Origin of the sequence: Streptomyces rishiriensis, assembly GCF_030815485.1 — a bacterium.
Lineage (GTDB): Bacteria > Actinomycetota > Actinomycetes > Streptomycetales > Streptomycetaceae > Streptomyces > Streptomyces rishiriensis_A.
This window is the reverse complement of record NZ_JAUSWV010000002.1, coordinates 7701680-7719188: the sequence shown is the minus strand read 5'-3', so window position 1 is coordinate 7719188 and position 17509 is coordinate 7701680. Positions and strand designations below refer to the sequence as shown.

General features: G+C 72.7%; 13 protein-coding genes and 1 pseudogene. 6 read left to right on the top strand and 8 right to left on the bottom strand.

Annotated features, from left to right (window positions below):
- Positions 1-23: 23 nt before the first annotated feature.
- Positions 24-2069, top strand: coding sequence for a beta-galactosidase (locus QF030_RS36620; protein WP_307166855.1), 2046 nt, complete (start codon positions 24-26; stop codon positions 2067-2069).
- Between the two features lie 123 nt (positions 2070-2192).
- The gene (locus QF030_RS36615; RefSeq protein WP_307166854.1) at positions 2193-4220 is read left to right on the top strand and encodes a glycoside hydrolase; all 2028 of its coding nucleotides are present in this window, start codon (positions 2193-2195) and stop codon (positions 4218-4220) included.
- Positions 4221-4224: 4 nt separating this feature from the next.
- Here QF030_RS36615 and QF030_RS36610 read toward each other — a convergent pair whose 3' ends face one another.
- From QF030_RS36610 to QF030_RS36590, 5 genes are read right to left on the bottom strand one after another with little or no spacing between them, the layout of a single operon-like run.
- Positions 4225-5142, bottom strand: a complete 918-nt coding sequence (locus tag QF030_RS36610) for an STM4011 family radical SAM protein (protein WP_307166853.1) — start codon at positions 5140-5142, stop codon at positions 4225-4227.
- Positions 5143-5152: 10 nt separating this feature from the next.
- Complete coding sequence (locus QF030_RS36605; protein ID WP_307166852.1) at positions 5153-6517, bottom strand: STM4012 family radical SAM protein; 1365 nt, start codon at positions 6515-6517, stop codon at positions 5153-5155.
- Positions 6514-7341, bottom strand: coding sequence for an STM4013/SEN3800 family hydrolase (locus QF030_RS36600; RefSeq protein ID WP_307167821.1), 828 nt, complete (start codon positions 7339-7341; stop codon positions 6514-6516). Before QF030_RS36600 ends, QF030_RS36605 begins: the two co-directional genes overlap by 4 nt.
- Positions 7342-7348: 7 nt before the next feature.
- Entirely contained in the window at positions 7349-8509 is a 1161-nt protein-coding gene (locus QF030_RS36595) for an STM4014 family protein (RefSeq protein ID WP_307166851.1), read from the bottom strand.
- A gap of 11 nt (positions 8510-8520) precedes the next feature.
- A complete protein-coding gene (locus tag QF030_RS36590) occupies positions 8521-9477 on the bottom strand; it encodes an STM4015 family protein (protein ID WP_307166850.1) in 957 nt (318 codons plus the stop codon).
- 184 nt (positions 9478-9661) lie between these two features.
- Between QF030_RS36590 and QF030_RS36585 the strand changes: the two are divergent.
- Positions 9662-9951 (top strand): annotated as a pseudogene (locus tag QF030_RS36585) (DUF6745 domain-containing protein); the annotation flags it as partial.
- A 24-nt stretch (positions 9952-9975) separates the two neighbouring features.
- Here the strand turns inward: QF030_RS36585 and QF030_RS36580 are convergent.
- The gene (locus tag QF030_RS36580) at positions 9976-10698 is read right to left on the bottom strand and encodes an FAD binding domain-containing protein (RefSeq protein ID WP_307166849.1); all 723 of its coding nucleotides are present in this window, start codon (positions 10696-10698) and stop codon (positions 9976-9978) included.
- Between the two features lie 198 nt (positions 10699-10896).
- Between QF030_RS36580 and QF030_RS36575 the strand changes: the two genes are divergently transcribed.
- Positions 10897-11823: a GNAT family N-acetyltransferase gene (locus tag QF030_RS36575; RefSeq protein ID WP_307166848.1), complete on the top strand. Its 927-nt coding sequence runs from the start codon at positions 10897-10899 to the stop codon at positions 11821-11823.
- Between the two features lie 50 nt (positions 11824-11873).
- Here QF030_RS36575 and QF030_RS36570 read toward each other — a convergent pair whose 3' ends face one another.
- The gene (locus QF030_RS36570) at positions 11874-12737 is read right to left on the bottom strand and encodes a leishmanolysin-related zinc metalloendopeptidase (RefSeq protein ID WP_307166847.1); all 864 of its coding nucleotides are present in this window, start codon (positions 12735-12737) and stop codon (positions 11874-11876) included.
- A 610-nt stretch (positions 12738-13347) separates the two neighbouring features.
- On the opposite strand from QF030_RS36570, the gene QF030_RS36565 reads away from it, so the two are divergent.
- Positions 13348-13698, top strand: coding sequence for a hypothetical protein (locus QF030_RS36565; protein ID WP_307166846.1), 351 nt, complete (start codon positions 13348-13350; stop codon positions 13696-13698).
- A 360-nt stretch (positions 13699-14058) separates the two neighbouring features.
- A complete protein-coding gene (locus QF030_RS36560) occupies positions 14059-16089 on the top strand; it encodes a trypsin-like serine peptidase (RefSeq protein WP_307166845.1) in 2031 nt (676 codons plus the stop codon).
- A 32-nt stretch (positions 16090-16121) separates the two neighbouring features.
- Here the strand turns inward: QF030_RS36560 and QF030_RS36555 are convergent, their stop codons facing one another.
- Positions 16122-17273 (bottom strand): M23 family metallopeptidase, encoded by a 1152-nt coding sequence (locus QF030_RS36555; protein ID WP_373428856.1) that lies wholly within the window; start codon positions 17271-17273, stop codon positions 16122-16124.
- Between the last annotated feature and the right edge of the window lie 236 nt (positions 17274-17509).

The following is a 17509-nucleotide window of genomic DNA, read 5'->3' as shown; positions in this document are numbered from 1 at the left end:
GCACCAATCTCGGAAGGACCGCCATGATCTCCACCCTCCAGTCCCGCATGCTGCGCGGGGCGGACGGTGACCCCGCTCCGCGTCTGGCGTACGGCGCCGACTACAACCCCGAGCAGTGGCCCCGGGACGTGTGGGAGGAGGACGTGCGGCTGATGCAGGAGGCCGGCGTCACCGTCGTCTCCGTGGGGATCTTCTCCTGGGCCCGTATCCAGCCGGGCCCGGACACCTGGGACTTCGGCTGGCTCGACGAGGTCATGGACCTGCTGCACGCCGGCGGGATCGGCGTCGACCTGGCCACAGCCACCGCCTCCCCGCCCCCGTGGCTGACCACGGCCCACCCCGAGATCCTCCCGGTCACCGCCGGTGGCGAGACGCTGTGGCCGGGTGCCCGCCAGCACTGGCGGCCGACCTCTCCCGTCTTCCGTGACTACGCCCTGCGCCTGGTCCGCAAGATCGCCGACCGCTACCAGGACCACCCGGCGCTGGTCGCCTGGCACGTCTCCAACGAGCTGGGCTGTCACAACGTCTACGACTACTCGGACGACGCGGCCCGCGCCTTCCGGGTGTGGCTGCGTGCCCGCTACGGCTCCCTCGACGCCCTCAACCACGCCTGGGGCACCGCGTTCTGGTCGCAGCGCTACAGCGACTGGGAGCAGCTCCTGCCGCCGCGGCTGGCCGCCTCGCACCCCAACCCGACCCAGCAGCTGGACTTCAAGCGGTTCTCCTCCGACGCCCTGAAGGACCACCTGATCGCCGAGCGGGAGATCCTCAAGGAGATCACGCCGGGTATCCCGGTCACCACGAACTTCATGGTGATGGGCAACACCAAGGGCATGAACTACCCGGACTGGGCGGGCGAGATCGACTTCGTCTCCAACGACCACTACGTTCACCCCGGCCCCCAGGACCGCGACGAGCTGTCCTTCTCCGCGAACCTCACCAGCGGCATCGCGGCCGGCCGGCCCTGGTTCCTGATGGAGCACTCCACCAGCGCCGTCAACTGGCAGCCGGTCAACGTGGCGAAGCGGCCCGGCGATCTGGCCCGTGACTCGCTGCTGCACGTGGCGCACGGCGCGGACGCGGTGTGCTTCTTCCAGTGGCGGCAGTCGGCGGCCGGCGCCGAGAAGTACCACTCCGCGATGGTCCCGCACGCCGGCCCCGACAGCGACCTGTTCCGCGCGGTGGCCGAACTGGGCGCCACGCTGAAGACCCTCGCGCCGGTGGCGGGTTCGGAGCGCGAGTCGGCGGCCGTCGGCATCCTCTACGACTGGGAGTCGTGGTGGGCCAGTGAGCAGGATTCGCACCCCACCGCGCTGCTGGACTATCGGCAGGAGGCGCTCGACTGGTACTCGGCGCTGCTCTCCCTCGGCATCCGCGCCGACCTCGTCACCACCCGGGCCGACCTCTCCCGGCACCAGGTGCTCATCGCGCCCGTGCTGCACGTGGTGCCGGCCGAACTGGCCAAGGACCTCACGCGCTACGCCGAGCAGGGCGGCCACCTCGTCACCACTTACTTCTCCGGGGTCGTCGACGAGAACGACCACGTGTGGCTCGGCGGATACCCGGGCGCCCTGCGGGACCTGCTCGGCATCCGCATCGAGGAGTTCGGTCCGCTGCTCGCCGGGGAGTCCGTGGAACTGGACGACGCCACCTCGGGCAGCCTGTGGACCGACCGGATCACCGTCACCGACGGCGCCACCGAGGTCCTGGCGCGCTACCGCACCGGTGAGCACGCCGGACGCCCCGCCGTCACCCGGCGCGCGACCGGCGGCGGTTCGGCCTCCTACGTCTCCACCCGCCTCGGTGTCGACGGGCTCACCTCGCTGCTGCCCCGGCTGCTGGAGCCGGCCGGGGTCGGCAGCGAACTCCCGGAAGAGGCACGGGGATCGGTCGAGCTGACCGTCCGGCGCGGCACCGGGGAACGCTTCCTGTTCCTCGTCAACCGGACGGACGGCACGGTACCGGTGACCGGGCTGGACGGAGAGGTGCTGGTCGGCACCGCCGGCACGGAGGGCGCGCTCGTCCTCGGGCCGCGGGAGGTCGCCGTCCTGCGCCGGCCCGTCGACTGACGTCACGCCCCCGCACCCCCCACGACTCCTCGGCACGGCACGCACCCGTGCCGAGGGCCATCCCCTCCGGTCCGCGCGGCAGGAGGGGCCACCACAGCGACCGCACCGCAGTTGGGAGCACAGATGGCACGCCGTACCCGCAGCAGACGGAACCTCGGGGCCGCCGCACTCACCGCGCTGGCCACCGGGGCCGCCCTCATCGGCGTCCCCGTGCAGGCGCACGCCGAGGCCGCCGTCACCGTGACGCCGGATCCGTCGTACCAGCAGCAGAAGTTCGAGGGCTGGGGCACCAGCCTCGTCTGGTTCGCCAACGCCACCGGCGACTATCCCCCGGCCGTCCGCGAGAAGCTCGCCAAGCTCCTCTTCGGCGACGACGGCCTCGCGCTGAACATCGCCCGGTACAACATCGGCGGCGGCAACGCCCCGGACGTCACGGACTACCTGCGGGCCGGCGGTGCCGTCGAGGGCTGGTGGAAGGCGCCCGAGGGCACCACCCGCGAGGACACCGACTGGTGGAGCGCGGACGACCCGGCCGACTGGAACAAGGACGCCGACGCCACCCAGCGCTGGTGGGTGGACCGCATCAAGAAGGACATCACCCACTGGGAGACGTTCAGCAACTCCCCTCCGTGGTTCATGACCGAGAGCGGGTACGTGTCCGGCGGCTTCAACGCCAACACCGACCAGCTCAAGGCCGACTCCGTCGACGACTTCGCCGCCTACGTGGCGGGTGCGACCAAGCGGCTGGAGAAGGCCGAGGGCATCAAGGTCGACACCGTCGACCCGTTCAACGAGCCCAACACCGGCTACTGGGGCACCCGTCTGGACGCCGACGGCCAGCCCGTGGGCGGCCGTCAGGAGGGCGCCCACATCGGCCCCGAACTCCAGCAGAAGGTGCTCGCCGCGCTGGCGCCCGCGCTGAAGAAGGCGAAGACGAAGGCGCAGATATCGGCGATGGACGAGACCAACCCGTCCATCTTCGCGACGAACTGGAACGCCTACTCGCAGGCCTCCAGGGATCTCGTCGACCAGATGAACGTCCACACCTACGGCACCGGTCAGCGCACCACCGTGCGCGACCTCGCCAAGGCCGCCGACAAGCCGCTGTGGATGAGCGAGGTCGAGGGCGACTGGGGCGACGGGCAGAGCTTCACCGACATGCGTCCGGGCCTCGGTCTCGCCCAGCAGATGGTCAACGACCTGCGTGAACTGGAGCCCACCGCCTGGGTGTTCTGGCAGCCGGTCGAGGACTACGACAACATGAAGCCGGGCGGCGAGTCCGCGAAGGGCGGCAACTGGGGCTCCATCCAGCTCCCGTTCAGCTGCACCGAGGCGGACACCCTGCAGTCCTGCCCGATCTACACCAACACCAAGTTCGACACGGCCAGGAACTTCACGCACTTCATCAAGCCCGGCGACAAGCTGATCAAGGTGGACGACACCTCCAGCGCCGCGGCCGTGACCGCGGACGGCAAGGGCGCCTCCCTCGTCCACGTCAACAGCACCGCCGGGGCCCGCACGGTCACCATCGACCTGTCCAGGTTCCGCACGGTCAAGGGCAGCGCGACCGTCACCCCGACCGTCACCAGCGCCGACGGCAAGCTCGTGCGGCAGGCCCCGGTCAAGGTCGTCGACGGCAGGGCGACCTACACCGTCCCGGCCCAGTCCGTGACGTCCTTCGCCGTCACAGGTGTCTCCGGCGTGGCGAAGGACGCGGGTCTGTTCAGCAAGGGCCACTCCTACACGCTGACCGGTGTGCAGAGCGGCAAGGCGGTGACCGTCGGGGCCGACGGCACCAACCTGGTCATCGGCTCGGCGAACGGCACCACCGCGCAGAACTGGCAGCTGGACGCCCGGTACGGCAGGACCGGCGCCCGCCAGCACTATGTCTTCGCCAACCCGGCCGAGGGCAAGCGCCTCGCCGTCCGCGACAACGTGCCGGTGGTCGAACCCGACACCGGCGAGCGCGACCCGGCCACCGAGTGGATCATGTCGACCACCGGTGACGGGACCTGGACCCTGGTCAACGTGGCCACCGGACGCCTCCTCGAGGTCGGGGGCCAGGCGACCAACGAGGGCGCGGCCGTCACCACCTGGCAGGCCAACTCCGGTGCCAACCAGCGCTGGAGGGTCACGGACGTGACGCCGTAACCCGTCAGTCCACGCTCCGCAGGCCCGTGGTCTCCGCCCGCATCGCGATCGTCGTGATGCGGGCGGAGTGCTGTGCGGGGACGGGTGCCGGGATCCGCTCCAGGACCCCGCCCGCGAAGACGTCGTACAGCGGCAGCGTCTCGAGATGGACATAGCCGATGTGGCAGTCGCAGACGGCGAGCGGGCAGGGTCGGGGGCGCAGGGCGGCGCGGTACGAACCGTCGTAGAGGTTGCCGAGTTCGGCGCGGACGAAGTGGCAGCGCCGGACGGTGCCCTCGCCGTCGACCGAGATCACCGAGTCGCCGGTGCGGCAGGGCAGCCCGGCGCTGGTGTGCGGGTGGCGGCTGTACGGGAAGAGCGGGTCGAGCGCGGTCCACCGGTCGGCCTCGGCGTCCTCGTAGGTGTGGCCCTCGGCGGCGTTGATCCACAGGTAGACGGGTTCGGGCAGGTCGGCGCGCAGCCGGCGGGCCGCGTCGAGGTGCTCGGGCAGTCCGACCACGCCGACGCTGTAGCGGATGCCCCGCTCCGACAGGTCGCGGCACTTGGCGAGGAAACGGTCGTACGGCGTCTGGCCCGGGTGGTACGTGCACCACAGGGCCAGGGTGTCGGGGTCGGCCTCGGCGAGCCAGTCGGTGCGGCAGCTGAGGTTGGTCTGGATGGCGACCCGGCGGATGTGCGGCAGGTGCGAGAGGTCGGCGAGGGCGCGCCGGTACCAGGAGCGGACCAGCCCCTCGCCCCAGGGGGTGAAGAGGAGCGAGAGCCTGTCGTCGGTGCGGGCCGTCGCCCACCGCGCGAACCGTTCGAGGGCGCTCCGGTCGGCGCGCAGCTGTTCCGTGCTGTCGCGTCGCTTCGCGAACGGGCAGTAGGGGCAGTCGTAGTCGCAGGAGGCGAGCGGGCCGCGGTAGAGCAGGGTCAGATCCATGGCGGGCCCGTCACTTCCGCTCGTAGGCGGTCATGGCGGCCCGCACGGACGGGGAGAACAGCTCGGGGCCGACGGCGTCGGAGTGGGCGAGGCCTTCGGGGGTGAGCCTGAGGACCGACGGGTCCGCCTCGGTCAGCCAGCCGCGCTCGGCGAAGCGTCGGAGCTCCGGGCCGAAGTCGTCGGCCGGCGCGCCGCCGAAACGGGTCCGGTAGTCGTCGAGGCGCAGCCCCTCGGCCTGCAGGAGCGACTGGAGGAGATGGCGGCGGCGCGCCTCCTGGGAGTTCATGGGGTGACCGACCTCGGCGTGGGCGAAGGCGGACGCGTCGGCGGCGACGTAGTCGTCGATGATGCCCCGGATCCGGTGCATGCCGACGGCGTAGTCGAAGGAGTAGTGCAGTCGGGCCGTGTAGGAGCGGGCGCCGCAGCCGAGGCCGATCATGCCGTCGGTCTGGCAGGCGTAGTCGTCCGCGCCCTGCGGCGGGGCGTCGGTACGGCGGAACATCCGCATGGACTGCTGGGTGTAGCCGTGCGCGAGGAGGTGGTCGCGGCCGGCGCGGTAGAGCCGCAGCCGCTGCTCGTCCCAGGCCGGGTCGGAGCCCTCGGCCGCCGCCGGTCCCGCGCCGCGGCGGTCGAGGCCGGTCAGCGGGCGGACGTAGAGCGGGTAGAGGTAGAGCTCCTCGGGACGCCAGGCCAGAGCCGCGTCCAGGGAGTGCCGCCAGGTCTGCTCGGTCTGGCCGTCGATGCCGTAGATGAGGTCGATGTTGAGGACCGGGATGCCGGTGTCGCGGATCCGGGCGAGGGCCGCCTCGACCTCGGCGCGGCGCTGCGGGCGTACGGCGGCCCTGGCCTCGGAGTCGACGAAGCTCTGGACGCCGAGGCTCAGCCGGGTGGCGCCCCGGCCTGCCAGGACGGCCAGGCGGTCGGCGGTGGCCGTGGCGGGCGAGGCCTCGACCGAGAGCGGGACCGCGCGCAGGTCGGCGCCCATCCGGTGCTCGGCGATGTCGCAGAGCCGGTCCAGCTCGGCGGCGGTGAGGAAGGTCGGGGTGCCCCCGCCGAAGGCGACCGTGGCGAAGCGGACGTCGTCCGTCTCCCCCAGCGCCTCCCGTACCTCCCCCGCCTGCCGTTCCAGGGCGTCCAGGTAGGCGCCGGTCAGTCCGTCGGGGGCGCCGATGCGGGTGAAGAGGTTGCAGAAGCCGCAGCGGACCTCGCAGAACGGTATGTGCAGGTACAGGGAGAGCGCGTCCTTGGGCTCCGCCGCCCAGAGGGCCTTCAGGGACGGGCGGCCGGGAAGCCCGCGGTAGGCCGTCTTGTGCGGGTAGGCGTAGACGTAGTGCTGGTAGGGGCTGGTGCGGGTGGCCGGCTCGGCGGTGGTCATCGGCCGGCCTCCGTCGGACGGGGTGCGGGGTCGAGGAAGAAGTGGGCGTACGGCACGGTCCACACGGACTCGTGGCCGAGGCGGTGGCCGGTGTAGCCGTCGTCGCCGTAGGCGGTGCCGTGGTCGGAGCAGACGATCGCGAAACAGCGGCGCCTGCTGCTCGCGGCGGCGAACAGCCGCCCGATGTGCCGGTCCACGTACTCCAGCGCGGCGGCGTGCGTCTCCCGGCTGTCGCCGGTCTCGCGCGTCGCGCCGGGCAGGTGGAACCAGTTCGGCTGGTGCAGGGCGGACACGTTGACGAAGAGGAACAGCCGTTGTTCCGGGGGGAGTCCGCGTACGACCTGCTCGGCCCGGGCGACCTGGTTCTCGAAGGACTCGGGCGAGGTGACGCCGAACTCCGGTGCCCAGTGGGACTCGTGGAACAGGCCGGGCAGCACCGAGCCCAGTGGGCCCTGCTTGTTGAAGAAGCCCACTCCCCCGATGCACACGGTGTGGTAACCGTCCTCGGCGAGGCCCGAGACGAGATCGGGGGTGTCGTAGACGTAGGTTCCGCCCGCGGTGGTCTCGCTGCCCGCGAAACCCGCCGCGAACAGGCGCGGATGCGGTCCGGGGGCGGCCGGGGTGGGCAGGAAGCCCGCGAAGATCGCCTGGTGGGAGGCGTAGGTGAAGCTGCCCGGCGCGTGCCGCTCCTCCCAGCGGCCGCCCGGGAGGTGGCGGGCCAGCTGCGGGATGCGGCCCGCGGCCGCCAGCTCGGCGGCGACGTCGTGGCGGAGTGTGTCGAGGGTGACGAGCAGGAGGTCGTGGCTTCCCACCACCTCGTTCATGTCGGGCTCAGGCATGCGATGTTCCTGTTCTGTACCGGGTGGGGTCGCCCAGGACGGCGGCCACCTGGGCCGCGTAGGTGTCGAGGCCTTCCGCGCCGCTGCCGGGCAGGCCGGTGAGCCGGGGCAGCAGGTCGCCGAAGGCGTTGACCTCTCCGACCGCGGCCCGGTGCCAGCCGACGGCCGGCAGCAGGTCGACTCCGACGCACAGGGTGCGCGGGAAGCAGGCGGCGGCCCGCTCGCACACCTCCAGCAGGTCGGTCCAGCGGGCGCCCGCCCCCTCGACGGCTTCCCGGACGGAGTCCAGGTCGCCCCGGCGGCCGCCGAGATGGAGGTTGGTCAGGGGCGACCGGCTGGTGCGGACCACCGCGTGGGTGGCGCGACCGGCCACGACGACGACCCTGAGGTCGGCGGCCCGGCCGTCCTGGGAGGCCTTCGGCAGCCAGCGCTCGAGGTGCAGCCCGTCCGGGGCGAGCGCGTCGACGATGGCCGCGATGTCCTGCTCGCGTTCGTAGCGGCGCACCCGGAGGGAGTTGTGCAGGCCGCCGTCGGCGGCGAGTTCCACGGAGGTGGTGGCCCTGATCCGGCCGCCGCCGCCCGACTCGACGGCGAGGACGCCCGAGGCGGACGATCCGTGCGCGGGTTTCACGAAGAGCCGGGGCATCCGATGGGCGCGCATCGACGCGCGTACGTCGTCCCAGCCGCGTACCGGCTCGCCCCGTGGGCCCGAGGTGGGTGAGGCGGGCACCGAAACGCCCGCCGCGTCCAGGACGGCGTGGCAGAGCCGCTTGTCGAACAGCACCGCCAGCTCGTCCGGGTCGTCGAGGCGGACGCCGCCGCGCAGGCTGCGGACGGCGGCGGTGAAGCGGGCGTACCAGCGGCCGGAGCCCTCGACCCGCGTCGGGTCCGTGGCACCGCGCAGCAGCCGGTCGACCGCGGGGTTCTCGCCGGGTGAGTCCAGGCGGACGATCTCGTCGGCGGCGAACTCGGCGCCGCCGGCGCTCAGCACGTCCGCCCACGGCACGACACGCGGGGCCGGCAGGCCGGCCGCGCGCACCGCTTCCTCGAAGAGGGCGACCCGACGGTTGTCCGGGTTGCCGACCACCGCGAGGCGCGGCCCGGACGCCCGGTCCGGGCCGGACTCGCCGAGGGGGGAGGGACGGTGAACCATGGGTGGTGTGTTCACTCCCCGACGGCGACGTAGCGCCACGGCGTGCCGTCGTCGTCCGAGTCCTCCTCGGCGTCGTCGCGGTCGAGGTCCACCTCGACGCCCGCGGTCTCCACGGTCCGCCGCACACGCTCCTCGAGGGACTCGCTCAGATAGTGGTAGTGCAGGTCGAGCTTCTTGAGGTGGGTGAGCGGCTGGCCGCCGAGCAGGGCGGCCGCGCCCTCGTCGGTCAGCACGCCCATGGAGAGGTCCAGCACCTCCAGACGCGCCACCACGGGCGCGGACGCGACGGCCGCGGCCACGGCGTCCTGGATCTCGCTGTTGCGCAGGGCGAGGTGACGCAGGCTCGGCAGCCGGGCGCCGGACAGGATCGGCTCCAGGTCGGCGACCTCGCTGTCGCCGCCGTACTCGGGGGTGCCGAGCCACAGGTCGAGATGGACCAGCTCGGGCAGGTCGCTGCCGCCGACCCCGCGCACGACCTCGGCGGGCAGCCCGCCCGTCTCGATCACGAGTCTGCGCAGCGCGCGGTGGCTGACGGCGGGGAAACGCAGCCCGGTCCCGCCGCGCACGCCGAACTCCTCCAGCGCGGGGAACGCGGTCAGAAGCGGGGTCACATCGGTCTGGTTGATCCAGGAGATCTCGCACTCCTCCCCCACCATGTCGCCGAGGAACACCGCCCGCAACGCGGGGAACCGGTCCCGGGCGGCCACCAGCGCCTCCACGACGTCGGAGGGGTCCGTGTCGTACGCCTCCTGCCAGGCACCGACGATCAGGGCTCGCACCCGGGTGGTGTCGACGGCGGAACAGAAGCGGGCGAACGCCTTCGTCCAGGCCTCGTCGGCCTCGTAGACGTCACTGGTGACGCGCCAGGCGACGGATTCCGGCTCCACCGGGCGGGGCGTGCGGTCCGGGCCGGGAAAGGTGTACGCGGGCAGCCCGAACAGCACGTCGAGGTGATCACCGATGGTCATTCAGCTGCTCCTGGGAAGAGAGGGGGCACGGTGCGGCATGTGTCCGCAGTTCTACCAACAGGCAGTGACAGGGCCCCTCGGCGGGGCCTCGGTCCGGGAGCCGGCGCGGGAACCCCGGTTCCGGGGGCGTTGCCAGTGGTGGTCCGGGCGTGCGCCGGGCCTACCGGCAGGCCGGCCTGCCGGATCCGAACTGCGCCGGGTGATGCTGGAGCACTACGGCTACGACCGCTGTCTGGCGGACTCGGGGGCGCGTCATGTCCACCGTGACGAGACGGGCACCCTGTGGCGTATCGACCTCCCGGCCGACGAGCCCGTCGTCATGGTGGAGGTCCTCAACTCCACGCCGGAGCCGGACGGGACACGGCGCACCTACTGGCCGCGGGTGCCCCGGCGACCCGCACGGCACGGGAGGGCGTCGCCTGGACCTTCGGAATGGTGGCGGCGGAGGCGTACGCGCCCGAGCGGGAGACGTGATCCGCGACGCCCGGCACCCGGGCCTCAGCCTTCGGCGGCGCGGGCCAGTACGTCGGTGATCTGGGCGTGGACCGCCTCCCGGGCGGTGGCGGGGAGGGCGCTCACGTCGGTGCCCGCCAGGGCGTGCAGGACCTGTTCCGGATCGGAGTCGTACGGCGTGCTCTCGCTGAACACCTCGTAGCCGTCGCGTACGGCCACCCGCAGCTCGCCGGGACCGTCGCCGTCGGCGTGCACGGCGACGGCGACGACGAGGGGCGGCGGCCCGCCCGCCTCGCCCTCCAGCTTGCGGTAGCCGCTGACCAGGGGGGTGCGCCAGCGCAGGCTGAGCAGTACGTGACGCTTCGCCAGCAGCTCGCCCAGATCGGTCTCGTAGACGCTGTCGGGTTCCAGGACGGTGGCGCGGGCGTCGAGGACGAGGGCCGCCGGGAGCAGACAGCGCAGCGTGCTTCCGACGATGTTGCCGCCGACCGTCGCGGCCCTGCGCACCGCGCCGGTGCCCACGCCGGAGGCCGCCCGGTGCAGCGCCTCGGGCACGGTCGCGTCGACGCGGTGCAGCAGCACGGCGCCGCCCAGTCCGTGCGGCCCCACCGTGCCGGCCTCCGGGACGTTGCGCAGTGACACGGCCTGCTCGGGGAAGCCGTCCCGCTGCCAGCCGGCCCACACGAGCGTGGCGCCGCCTACCGGTACCGCTCCCTCCGCCAGACACCGCTGGGCTTCGGATATCGAGGAGGGAAGACGCAACTGCACGACAACCGACCTGCCTTCCCTGGAAGTTCGTGGCGAGTGACACGGCGCCGTCGTGTGCAGCCGTGCCGCTCGCCCGCATGATCAATGGCAGAACGGATTCTGCCCAGGCGTACGGGGGCGCATACAGGGCTCATGGCTGCACCTTGCGCAACGTGAAATCGCGTTGCGCCCGGGTCCCCTTCCCCGGACCCTGGCGCCATGCCCTACCGCCTGCGTCCCGCCGTCCTCGCCGACGCGCCCGCCGTCGCCGCTCTCCTCAACGAGGTCGACCGCATCGAGATCGGCCGGCCCGAGACGGATCCGCGCACCGTCGAGGCCGATCTGAAGCACCCCGACACGGATCTGCGGCGGGACTCCTGGCTCGCCTTCGACGGTGACCGGCTGGTCGCGTACGGGCTGCTGTGGGACGAGTCGGGCGGCGAACGCGTCGACATCGACCACTACGTCCTGCCCGACCGGCAGGAGGCGGGCCGGCTCGTCCTGGCCTCGATGGAGACCCGGGCGCTGGAGCGGGCCCGGGAGAACGGGGCCGGGCGGGCCGTGGTGCATCTGCATCTCAACGCGGCGCCCACCCTCGACACCGCGCTGCTCCGGGCCCGCGGCTGGTCCGTCGTACGGCGCTACCACGTACTGCGCCGTCCCCTGGACCGGGCGGCTGACCGGCCGCCGGCGTCGCCCCCCGGGGTGCGGCTGCGGGCCTGCGCCACCGAGGCGGACCGGGTCCGCGTCCACGAGCTCTACCAGTCCGCCTTCGCCGAGCACTTCGACTTCCAGCCACGCGGCTACGAGCAGTGGCTGCACGACGTGGACGCGGCGGGGCTCGACTGGTCCCTGGTGTGGATCGCCGCCACGGACGAGTCCGGCGACGCCGGGTTCGTGCTGGCCCGCGACGACCGTGAGGCGATGGGGTGGATCCGCAGCATCGGCGTGCTGCGTGAAGCCCGGGGACGCGGACTGGCCGGGCTGCTGCTGCGGCAGGCCTTCGCGGCCTTCGCCGTCCGGGGCCGGGACAGCGTCGGGCTCGGTGTGGACACCTCCAACGCGACCGGCGCGCCGGGGCTGTACGCGCGCCACGGAATGGTCCTGCACTACGCCGTGGACACCTGGGAGGCCGTCCTGCGATGACCGTGCGCCCGGAGAGGTCCGCACACGGCGACCGCTTCGGGCGCCACCGCCTACGGCGTCGCGGCGGGAAGACGCGTCGGCACCACCGGAAGCATCATGCCGTCGCCGAGTGGCGCCGTGTGCGGCACGAGAGCGCCCTCCCTGGCGATCTGGAGCAGATTCGGCAGTGTGTAGGGTTCGGCGCCGTCGAGGTCGACCTGGTAGCCGAGGTCGCCGAGGCTCGCCGCGGTCATCCGGCTCAGGGGGTTGCCGGCTCCGGAGATGAACGGCGACATGAGTTCGTTGACGAAGACCGCCTCACGCCAGTGGCTGTCCTGGGTACCGGGCCCGCCGAAGTTGGCGACCGGCACCGGCGCCGGGTCCTCCTCACCGAGGAGTGCGGCGAACTCGGCCGTCGCGCGGGCGCCGACGAAGCTGGGGTTCTGGGTGCCGCCGCCCTTGAGGAGGCCGAACGCCGTCCACAGGGTGCCGATGCCCAGGACGTGTCCCATCTCGTGCGTGATCACATCGACGAGCGTGCCGTCCGCCTCCATCCGGGTGAGGTCGGCGGAGTCGAACCTCATCACGCCCTTCGCCGGCAGGAACGCGCCGAACTGCGCGGAGTCGTCACGGAAGTCGGTGGGGCCGGCCATCCCCAGGACGCGGCCGGGACCGTCGATCGTGACCCCTTCGGCCTCGATGAGCAGGTCGTCGATGACGTCGCCGTTGACGAGCGCGGTGTCCAGGTCCCCGACGACGACCTTGGCCCAACGGTCGGCAGCCGCGGCGAAGGCGTCCTGCTGAGTGCCCGTCAGTCCGCCGAGGAAGCGGATCTCGATGGTGAACGGTGACGTCGTGCGGGCTATCTCCCTGGCCCGCTCGAAACTGGCGACCGCTCGATACGTCTGGAAGGTGTTGGTGGCGACCTTGCTCATCACGGTTCTCCTCCATGTCGGCCCGGACGAAGAGTCACCCCTCTTCCCACACTAGGCCGACAGGACGAGGGGGTGCGCGCCGACGCCCCCGCCGATCCCGGGTGATCGAGTTGCCCGCCCCGCAGGGGGATCGGACAAGTATCTGCTGACACCGGAACTCGTCCTCACCGCAGGTCACTGCGTCGGACCGGAGGGCTCCGCGGTGACGGCCCGCGCCTACGTGCGTCACGAGGGCAGTTACGACCTCTCGGAGGACCGGCACACCTTCCGGGTGGCGAGTACCGCGAGGCGGTCCGGCCGCAGCACGCCCTCGCGCCGGGCCGGCTGGCGGAGGCGCATCTCGGCAGAGCGCGGGCGCGTCCGGCGGAGAGCCGGCCGGAGGACCTGCTCAAGGTTCTGGAGAGCGTCGAGCAGGCACTGGAACAGTACGAGGGGATGCGCAAGGAGGACCGGTGGGCCAACCGCGTCCACGAGGCCTGGACGAGCTGTCTGGAGGCGGAGGTTCTGCTCGCGCTGGACGGGCCGGCCCCGGCGTGCCGGACCCGCGATCCGGCAGACCTGCGGACGGGCCGAGGCGGCCGCCCGCCGGGCACTGACGCTGTACGACGAGTTGGACGTACGCGCCTGGCGGCTCAGGTTCAACAGGGCCCGGGCACAGGCGGTACTGGCCCAGTCGTACGGAGGCCGGGGCCGCCCCCGTGCCAAGGTGCTGCGCGCGCACGAGCAGGCGCGTTCCGCGTTCGCCCGGCTCGACGCGGAGGAACCGGGGCGTGCCGAGGAGGAGTTGCACGCGATCGAGAACACGATGGAGAGTCTGCGGCAAGCCGGGCCGCCCGCCCAGGCGCGTGCGCAGACGGCCGTGAACCGGTCGGGCAAGCGGCGCAAGGGGCACCAGCCGAAGCCCCGCCTCCGCGGCCGGCAAGGCCGTAAGGGTGCGGCCGGGCATCGAAGACACCGGTGACACGGCGCCGGTCCGGTCCTCGACGTGCGGGCGGGCGACGCCTCTCATACCATGGTATTCCGAAGTGTTTTGATGGTATTTGCGCCTCGGAGGCGGGCTCGGCCGGCCACCGTCGGCGGCCCGCAACGACCCCGGCCCATCGGCCGGGGCGGGCGGTCGCCGCGGGCTTCGACTTCTTCGCTTCTTCGCTTCCTCGCTTCTTCGCGCCGTGGCCGTTGTCCACGGGGCCTGCGCAGTTTCCGTGCAGGACAGGGGCAAGGTGATGAGCGAGCGGCGACGCGCCGCACGGCGCCCCCCGGCCGGACACCGTACGTCCTCGCCTCCGAGCGGCCGGTACGGCCTGAAGGACGGTGAACCGACATGGCTGCGACGGACAGGTCCCGCGATGAGCGGGAGCGCCAGATCGCGGCGGCCGCCGCACGGTACGGCGCGGCCGGCGACGAGCGGCGCGCGGTCGAACGGCAGCAGGACGCCGGGGTCGCCTTCCCGGACTCCGAGGAGGCACTCGCGGCCCGCGCGGCCCGGTTGCTGGAGCGGCACGCGGTGTCTCCCGCCATGGTGGTGGAGGCCGTCCGCGCGGAGCCGCTGGCCGCGACGGCGGCGTACGAACGCATCCTCGGGGTGTCCAAGGAGCTCCAGGCCTGGAGCTTCCTGCCGCGCGGCAGCCGGGCCGCACGTACCGTCGCCCGCATCTCGGTCCGGGAGAACGGCCGTGAACTGCCGCTCGGCACCGGCTTCCTCGTCTCGCCGAGCCTGCTGATGACCAACCATCACGTCCTCACCGACGCGGACGCCTCCCGGCAGTGCTTCGTGGAGTTCGACGCGCAGGTCACCGTCGACAACACACCCCAGACGCCGATCCGGCTGGAGCTCGACCCCGACGCCTTCTTCGCGGCGGACGAACGCCTCGACTTCGCGCTGGTGTTCGTCGCCTCCGGCCCGGACGGGCGGCCCCCCGGGGAGACGTTCGGCTGGAACCGGCTCAGCGTCCGGACGGGAAAGCTGGTGATCGGCGAGCCCGTCAACGTCATCGGCCATCCGATGGGCCGTCTGAAGGAGATCGCCGTACGCGACAACATGCTCCAGACGCGCCTCGACGACTTCCTCCACTACAGGACGGACACCGAACCCGGAAACTCCGGCTCGCCGGTCTTCAACGACCAGTGGGAGGTCGTCGCGCTCCATCACAGCGGGGTGCCCAGGACGGACGACCAGGGCCGCGTCCTGCGCCAGGACGGGCAGGTCTGGCGCCCCGGGGACGGCGACGACGCCATCGACTGGGTGGCCAACGAGGGCGTGCGCATCAGCTCGATCCTGAAGCACCTCGCGGCGCTCCCGCGCACCTCCCCGCCGCCGTCACCGCTGGACGAACTCGGTCCCGAGGCGGGCCTGGCCCAGGCCCGGGCCGCCGCTCCCGCCGCGGCACCCGTTGTCGTCGCCGCGCAGCCACCGGCACCCGAGCGGGCCGCCGCGCGGGCGGGCCTGCGCGCCCGGGGCGGCGCGTTCGGCGGCGAGCGGCACCTGGTCTTCCTGCACGGTCGTTCCCAGGAGGGCAAGGACCCCGAGAAGCTGCGCCGCGCGTGGGCGGCCGGGCTCAACCAGGGGCTCGTCCGCGCCGGGCTTCCTCCCGTCGACCCGGCGGACGTCTGGTTCCCCTACTACGGCGACAGGCTGGCGCAGGCCCTCACCGCGCACGAGGCCGTCCCCCACGTGGTCGAGGCGCCGACCGCCACGGCGGCGGAGGTGGTCGCGCCCTCCGCTCCGTCCGCCCGCGCGGTCTACGAGGAGCTCATCGGCGAGGCGGCCCTGAAGTGGAACATGCCCCGGGAGCGGCAACCGGCCACCGAGGGCTTCGGCCTGGGCGACCTCGTCGGCGCCCTCCAGAAGAGGCTGAGCTGGCTGGCCGCCAGGAGCGACCTCGACGCATGGGCCATCGCGCTGATCTTCCGTGACGTGGCCGCGTACCTCGACGACGCCCGGCCCGTCCGGGAGGAGGTCCTGGACTGTGTGCTCGAGGCGGTGCCGGACTCGGGCGAGGTGGTTCTCGTCAGTCACAGCCTGGGCACGGTCGTCGGCCTGGACCTCGCCACACGGCTGTCTCCCGGGGTGAGCGTCGTCCATCTGACCACGGCCGGCAGTCCTCTCGGGCTGGACAGTGTGTACCGCAGGCTTCTCGTGGGCGGGCCCAAGCGTCCCGACGTGGTCGCGGACTGGCTCAACGTGTGGTGCCCCAACGACGCGGTCGCCATCGGCTGCCCGCTGGCCGACGACTGGGCGGACGGCCTGACCGACCTCGCCGTCATCAACGCCCGCGACCGGGCCCACAGCATCGTGGAGTACCTCTCCCACACCGAGGTCGCCCGGTCGGTCGGCAGCCGTCTCGCGCTCTGAGCCGGCGTGGCGCCCGTCCTCGTGAGGCGCCGTCAGCCGTTCGGCGCCAGCCAGGGCAGGGGGTCGGCGTAGTAGCCGTCGTAGATCACCTCGAAGTGCAGATGGGGGCCGGTGGACAGGCCGGTGGAGCCGACCCGCCCGAGCGGGGTCCCGGTCCGCACGGACCCGCCCACGGTGACGCCGATGGCGGACAGGTGGCTGTACGTCGTCTGGAGCCGTTTGCCCTCGATCGTGCCGTGGTCGACGACGACCCGGTTGCCGTAGGCCGTGGTCATGGCCGCGAAGACGACCGTGCCGTCGCGGGCCGCGGAGACCTGGGCGCCCTGGGGTGCGCCGAAGTCCACGCCGGTGTGGAGCTTGGTGACGCCGGTGAGGGGGTGCTGGCGGGAGCCGTAGGGAGAGGTGACGGTGAGCGTGGTGACGGGCGGTGCCAGGATCGCGTCGGCCAGGACGCCGCCGCCGCTCGTGTCCTGCCGGTCGAAGGCCTCGTACTTCGCGAACAGGGCCTTGACCTCGCCGAGGTAGGTCTGTGCCGCGGCGGGGACACCGCCCGCCTTCTTCACGGCGTCCGTGCCGACCGCGTAGGCGGCGAGGGTGAGGTCGACGAGTTCGCCGTTGACCGTGCCGTCGGTTCTGAGGCCGGTGACCTCCTGGGCCAGGGAGCAGTCCTGGCGCCCCAGCGCCATGATGGCGTCGGCCGGATCGCTCGGTGAGGAGCGGCCGTTGCCGTCGTCGTCCTTGCCCCAGGTCTTCCATGCGGCGGCGGTGAAGGCGGCGATGCCCTGCGCGCCGGAGGTGGTGGCGCTGTCGTTGCTCCAGCCGGTGAGCTGGTCGATCTGCGCGGCGAGGGTGGACGGGGTGACGACCGTGCAGGCGTCGGCGGACTCGCGCAGCCAGGGTCCGTAGGTCTCGTCGACGCCGCCGGCGGCGTCCTGCGGTGTGCTCTCCCCGGGGCTCCAGTCGTCGGGGAGCCCACCGGTCAGGGCGAGGAACCCGGCGACGGTGGTGAGGGTGACCAGACCCGGCAGCACCAGGAGGGTGAAGGGGCCCGGACCGCGCCGGCGGGGGCGCGGGGCGGGGGTTCGCGGGGCCGGCGCCTGCGGGGCGGGCATCTCGGGGGCGAGGACACCGGGAGCGGTGGCGGCCTCGTACGCAGGGGTCTCGACGGCGGGCTCGTCGCTCACGCGGCGGTCTCCGGACGAGGGGTCGACGGCCGCCGCGGCACAGTGCAGTTGTTCACGGACGGACGTTAGCGGTCGGCCCGGCGCGCGTCACCGGACGCAGGGGCAGACCTGCTGCCCGCACGGGCAGCGGTTCCGGGCGGACCGTCGGCGGGAGTTGGTGAGTGTTACCTGTCGGAGGCGATGGCGAAGCGGATACGGCGGACTCCGGAGCCCCACGGAGTGACGGTGGACCTGTC

Bases quoted from the DNA above. Each gene is read 5' to 3' on its own strand.
- QF030_RS36595 (WP_307166851.1), bottom strand. From the start codon at position 8,509: ATGGTTCACCGTCCCTCCCCCCTCGGCGAGTCCGGCCCGGACCGGGCG.
- QF030_RS36600 (WP_307167821.1), bottom strand. From the start codon at position 7,341: ATGAACGAGGTGGTGGGAAGCCACGACCTCCTGCTCGTCACCCTCGAC.
- QF030_RS36560 (WP_307166845.1), top strand. From the start codon at position 14,059: ATGGCTGCGACGGACAGGTCCCGCGATGAGCGGGAGCGCCAGATCGCG.
- QF030_RS36615 (WP_307166854.1), top strand. From the start codon at position 2,193: ATGGCACGCCGTACCCGCAGCAGACGGAACCTCGGGGCCGCCGCACTC.
- QF030_RS36590 (WP_307166850.1), bottom strand. From the start codon at position 9,477: ATGACCATCGGTGATCACCTCGACGTGCTGTTCGGGCTGCCCGCGTAC.
- QF030_RS36610 (WP_307166853.1), bottom strand. From the start codon at position 5,142: ATGGATCTGACCCTGCTCTACCGCGGCCCGCTCGCCTCCTGCGACTAC.
- QF030_RS36570 (WP_307166847.1), bottom strand. From the start codon at position 12,737: ATGAGCAAGGTCGCCACCAACACCTTCCAGACGTATCGAGCGGTCGCC.
- QF030_RS36575 (WP_307166848.1), top strand. From the start codon at position 10,897: ATGCCCTACCGCCTGCGTCCCGCCGTCCTCGCCGACGCGCCCGCCGTC.
- QF030_RS36620 (WP_307166855.1), top strand. From the start codon at position 24: ATGATCTCCACCCTCCAGTCCCGCATGCTGCGCGGGGCGGACGGTGAC.
- QF030_RS36605 (WP_307166852.1), bottom strand. From the start codon at position 6,517: ATGACCACCGCCGAGCCGGCCACCCGCACCAGCCCCTACCAGCACTAC.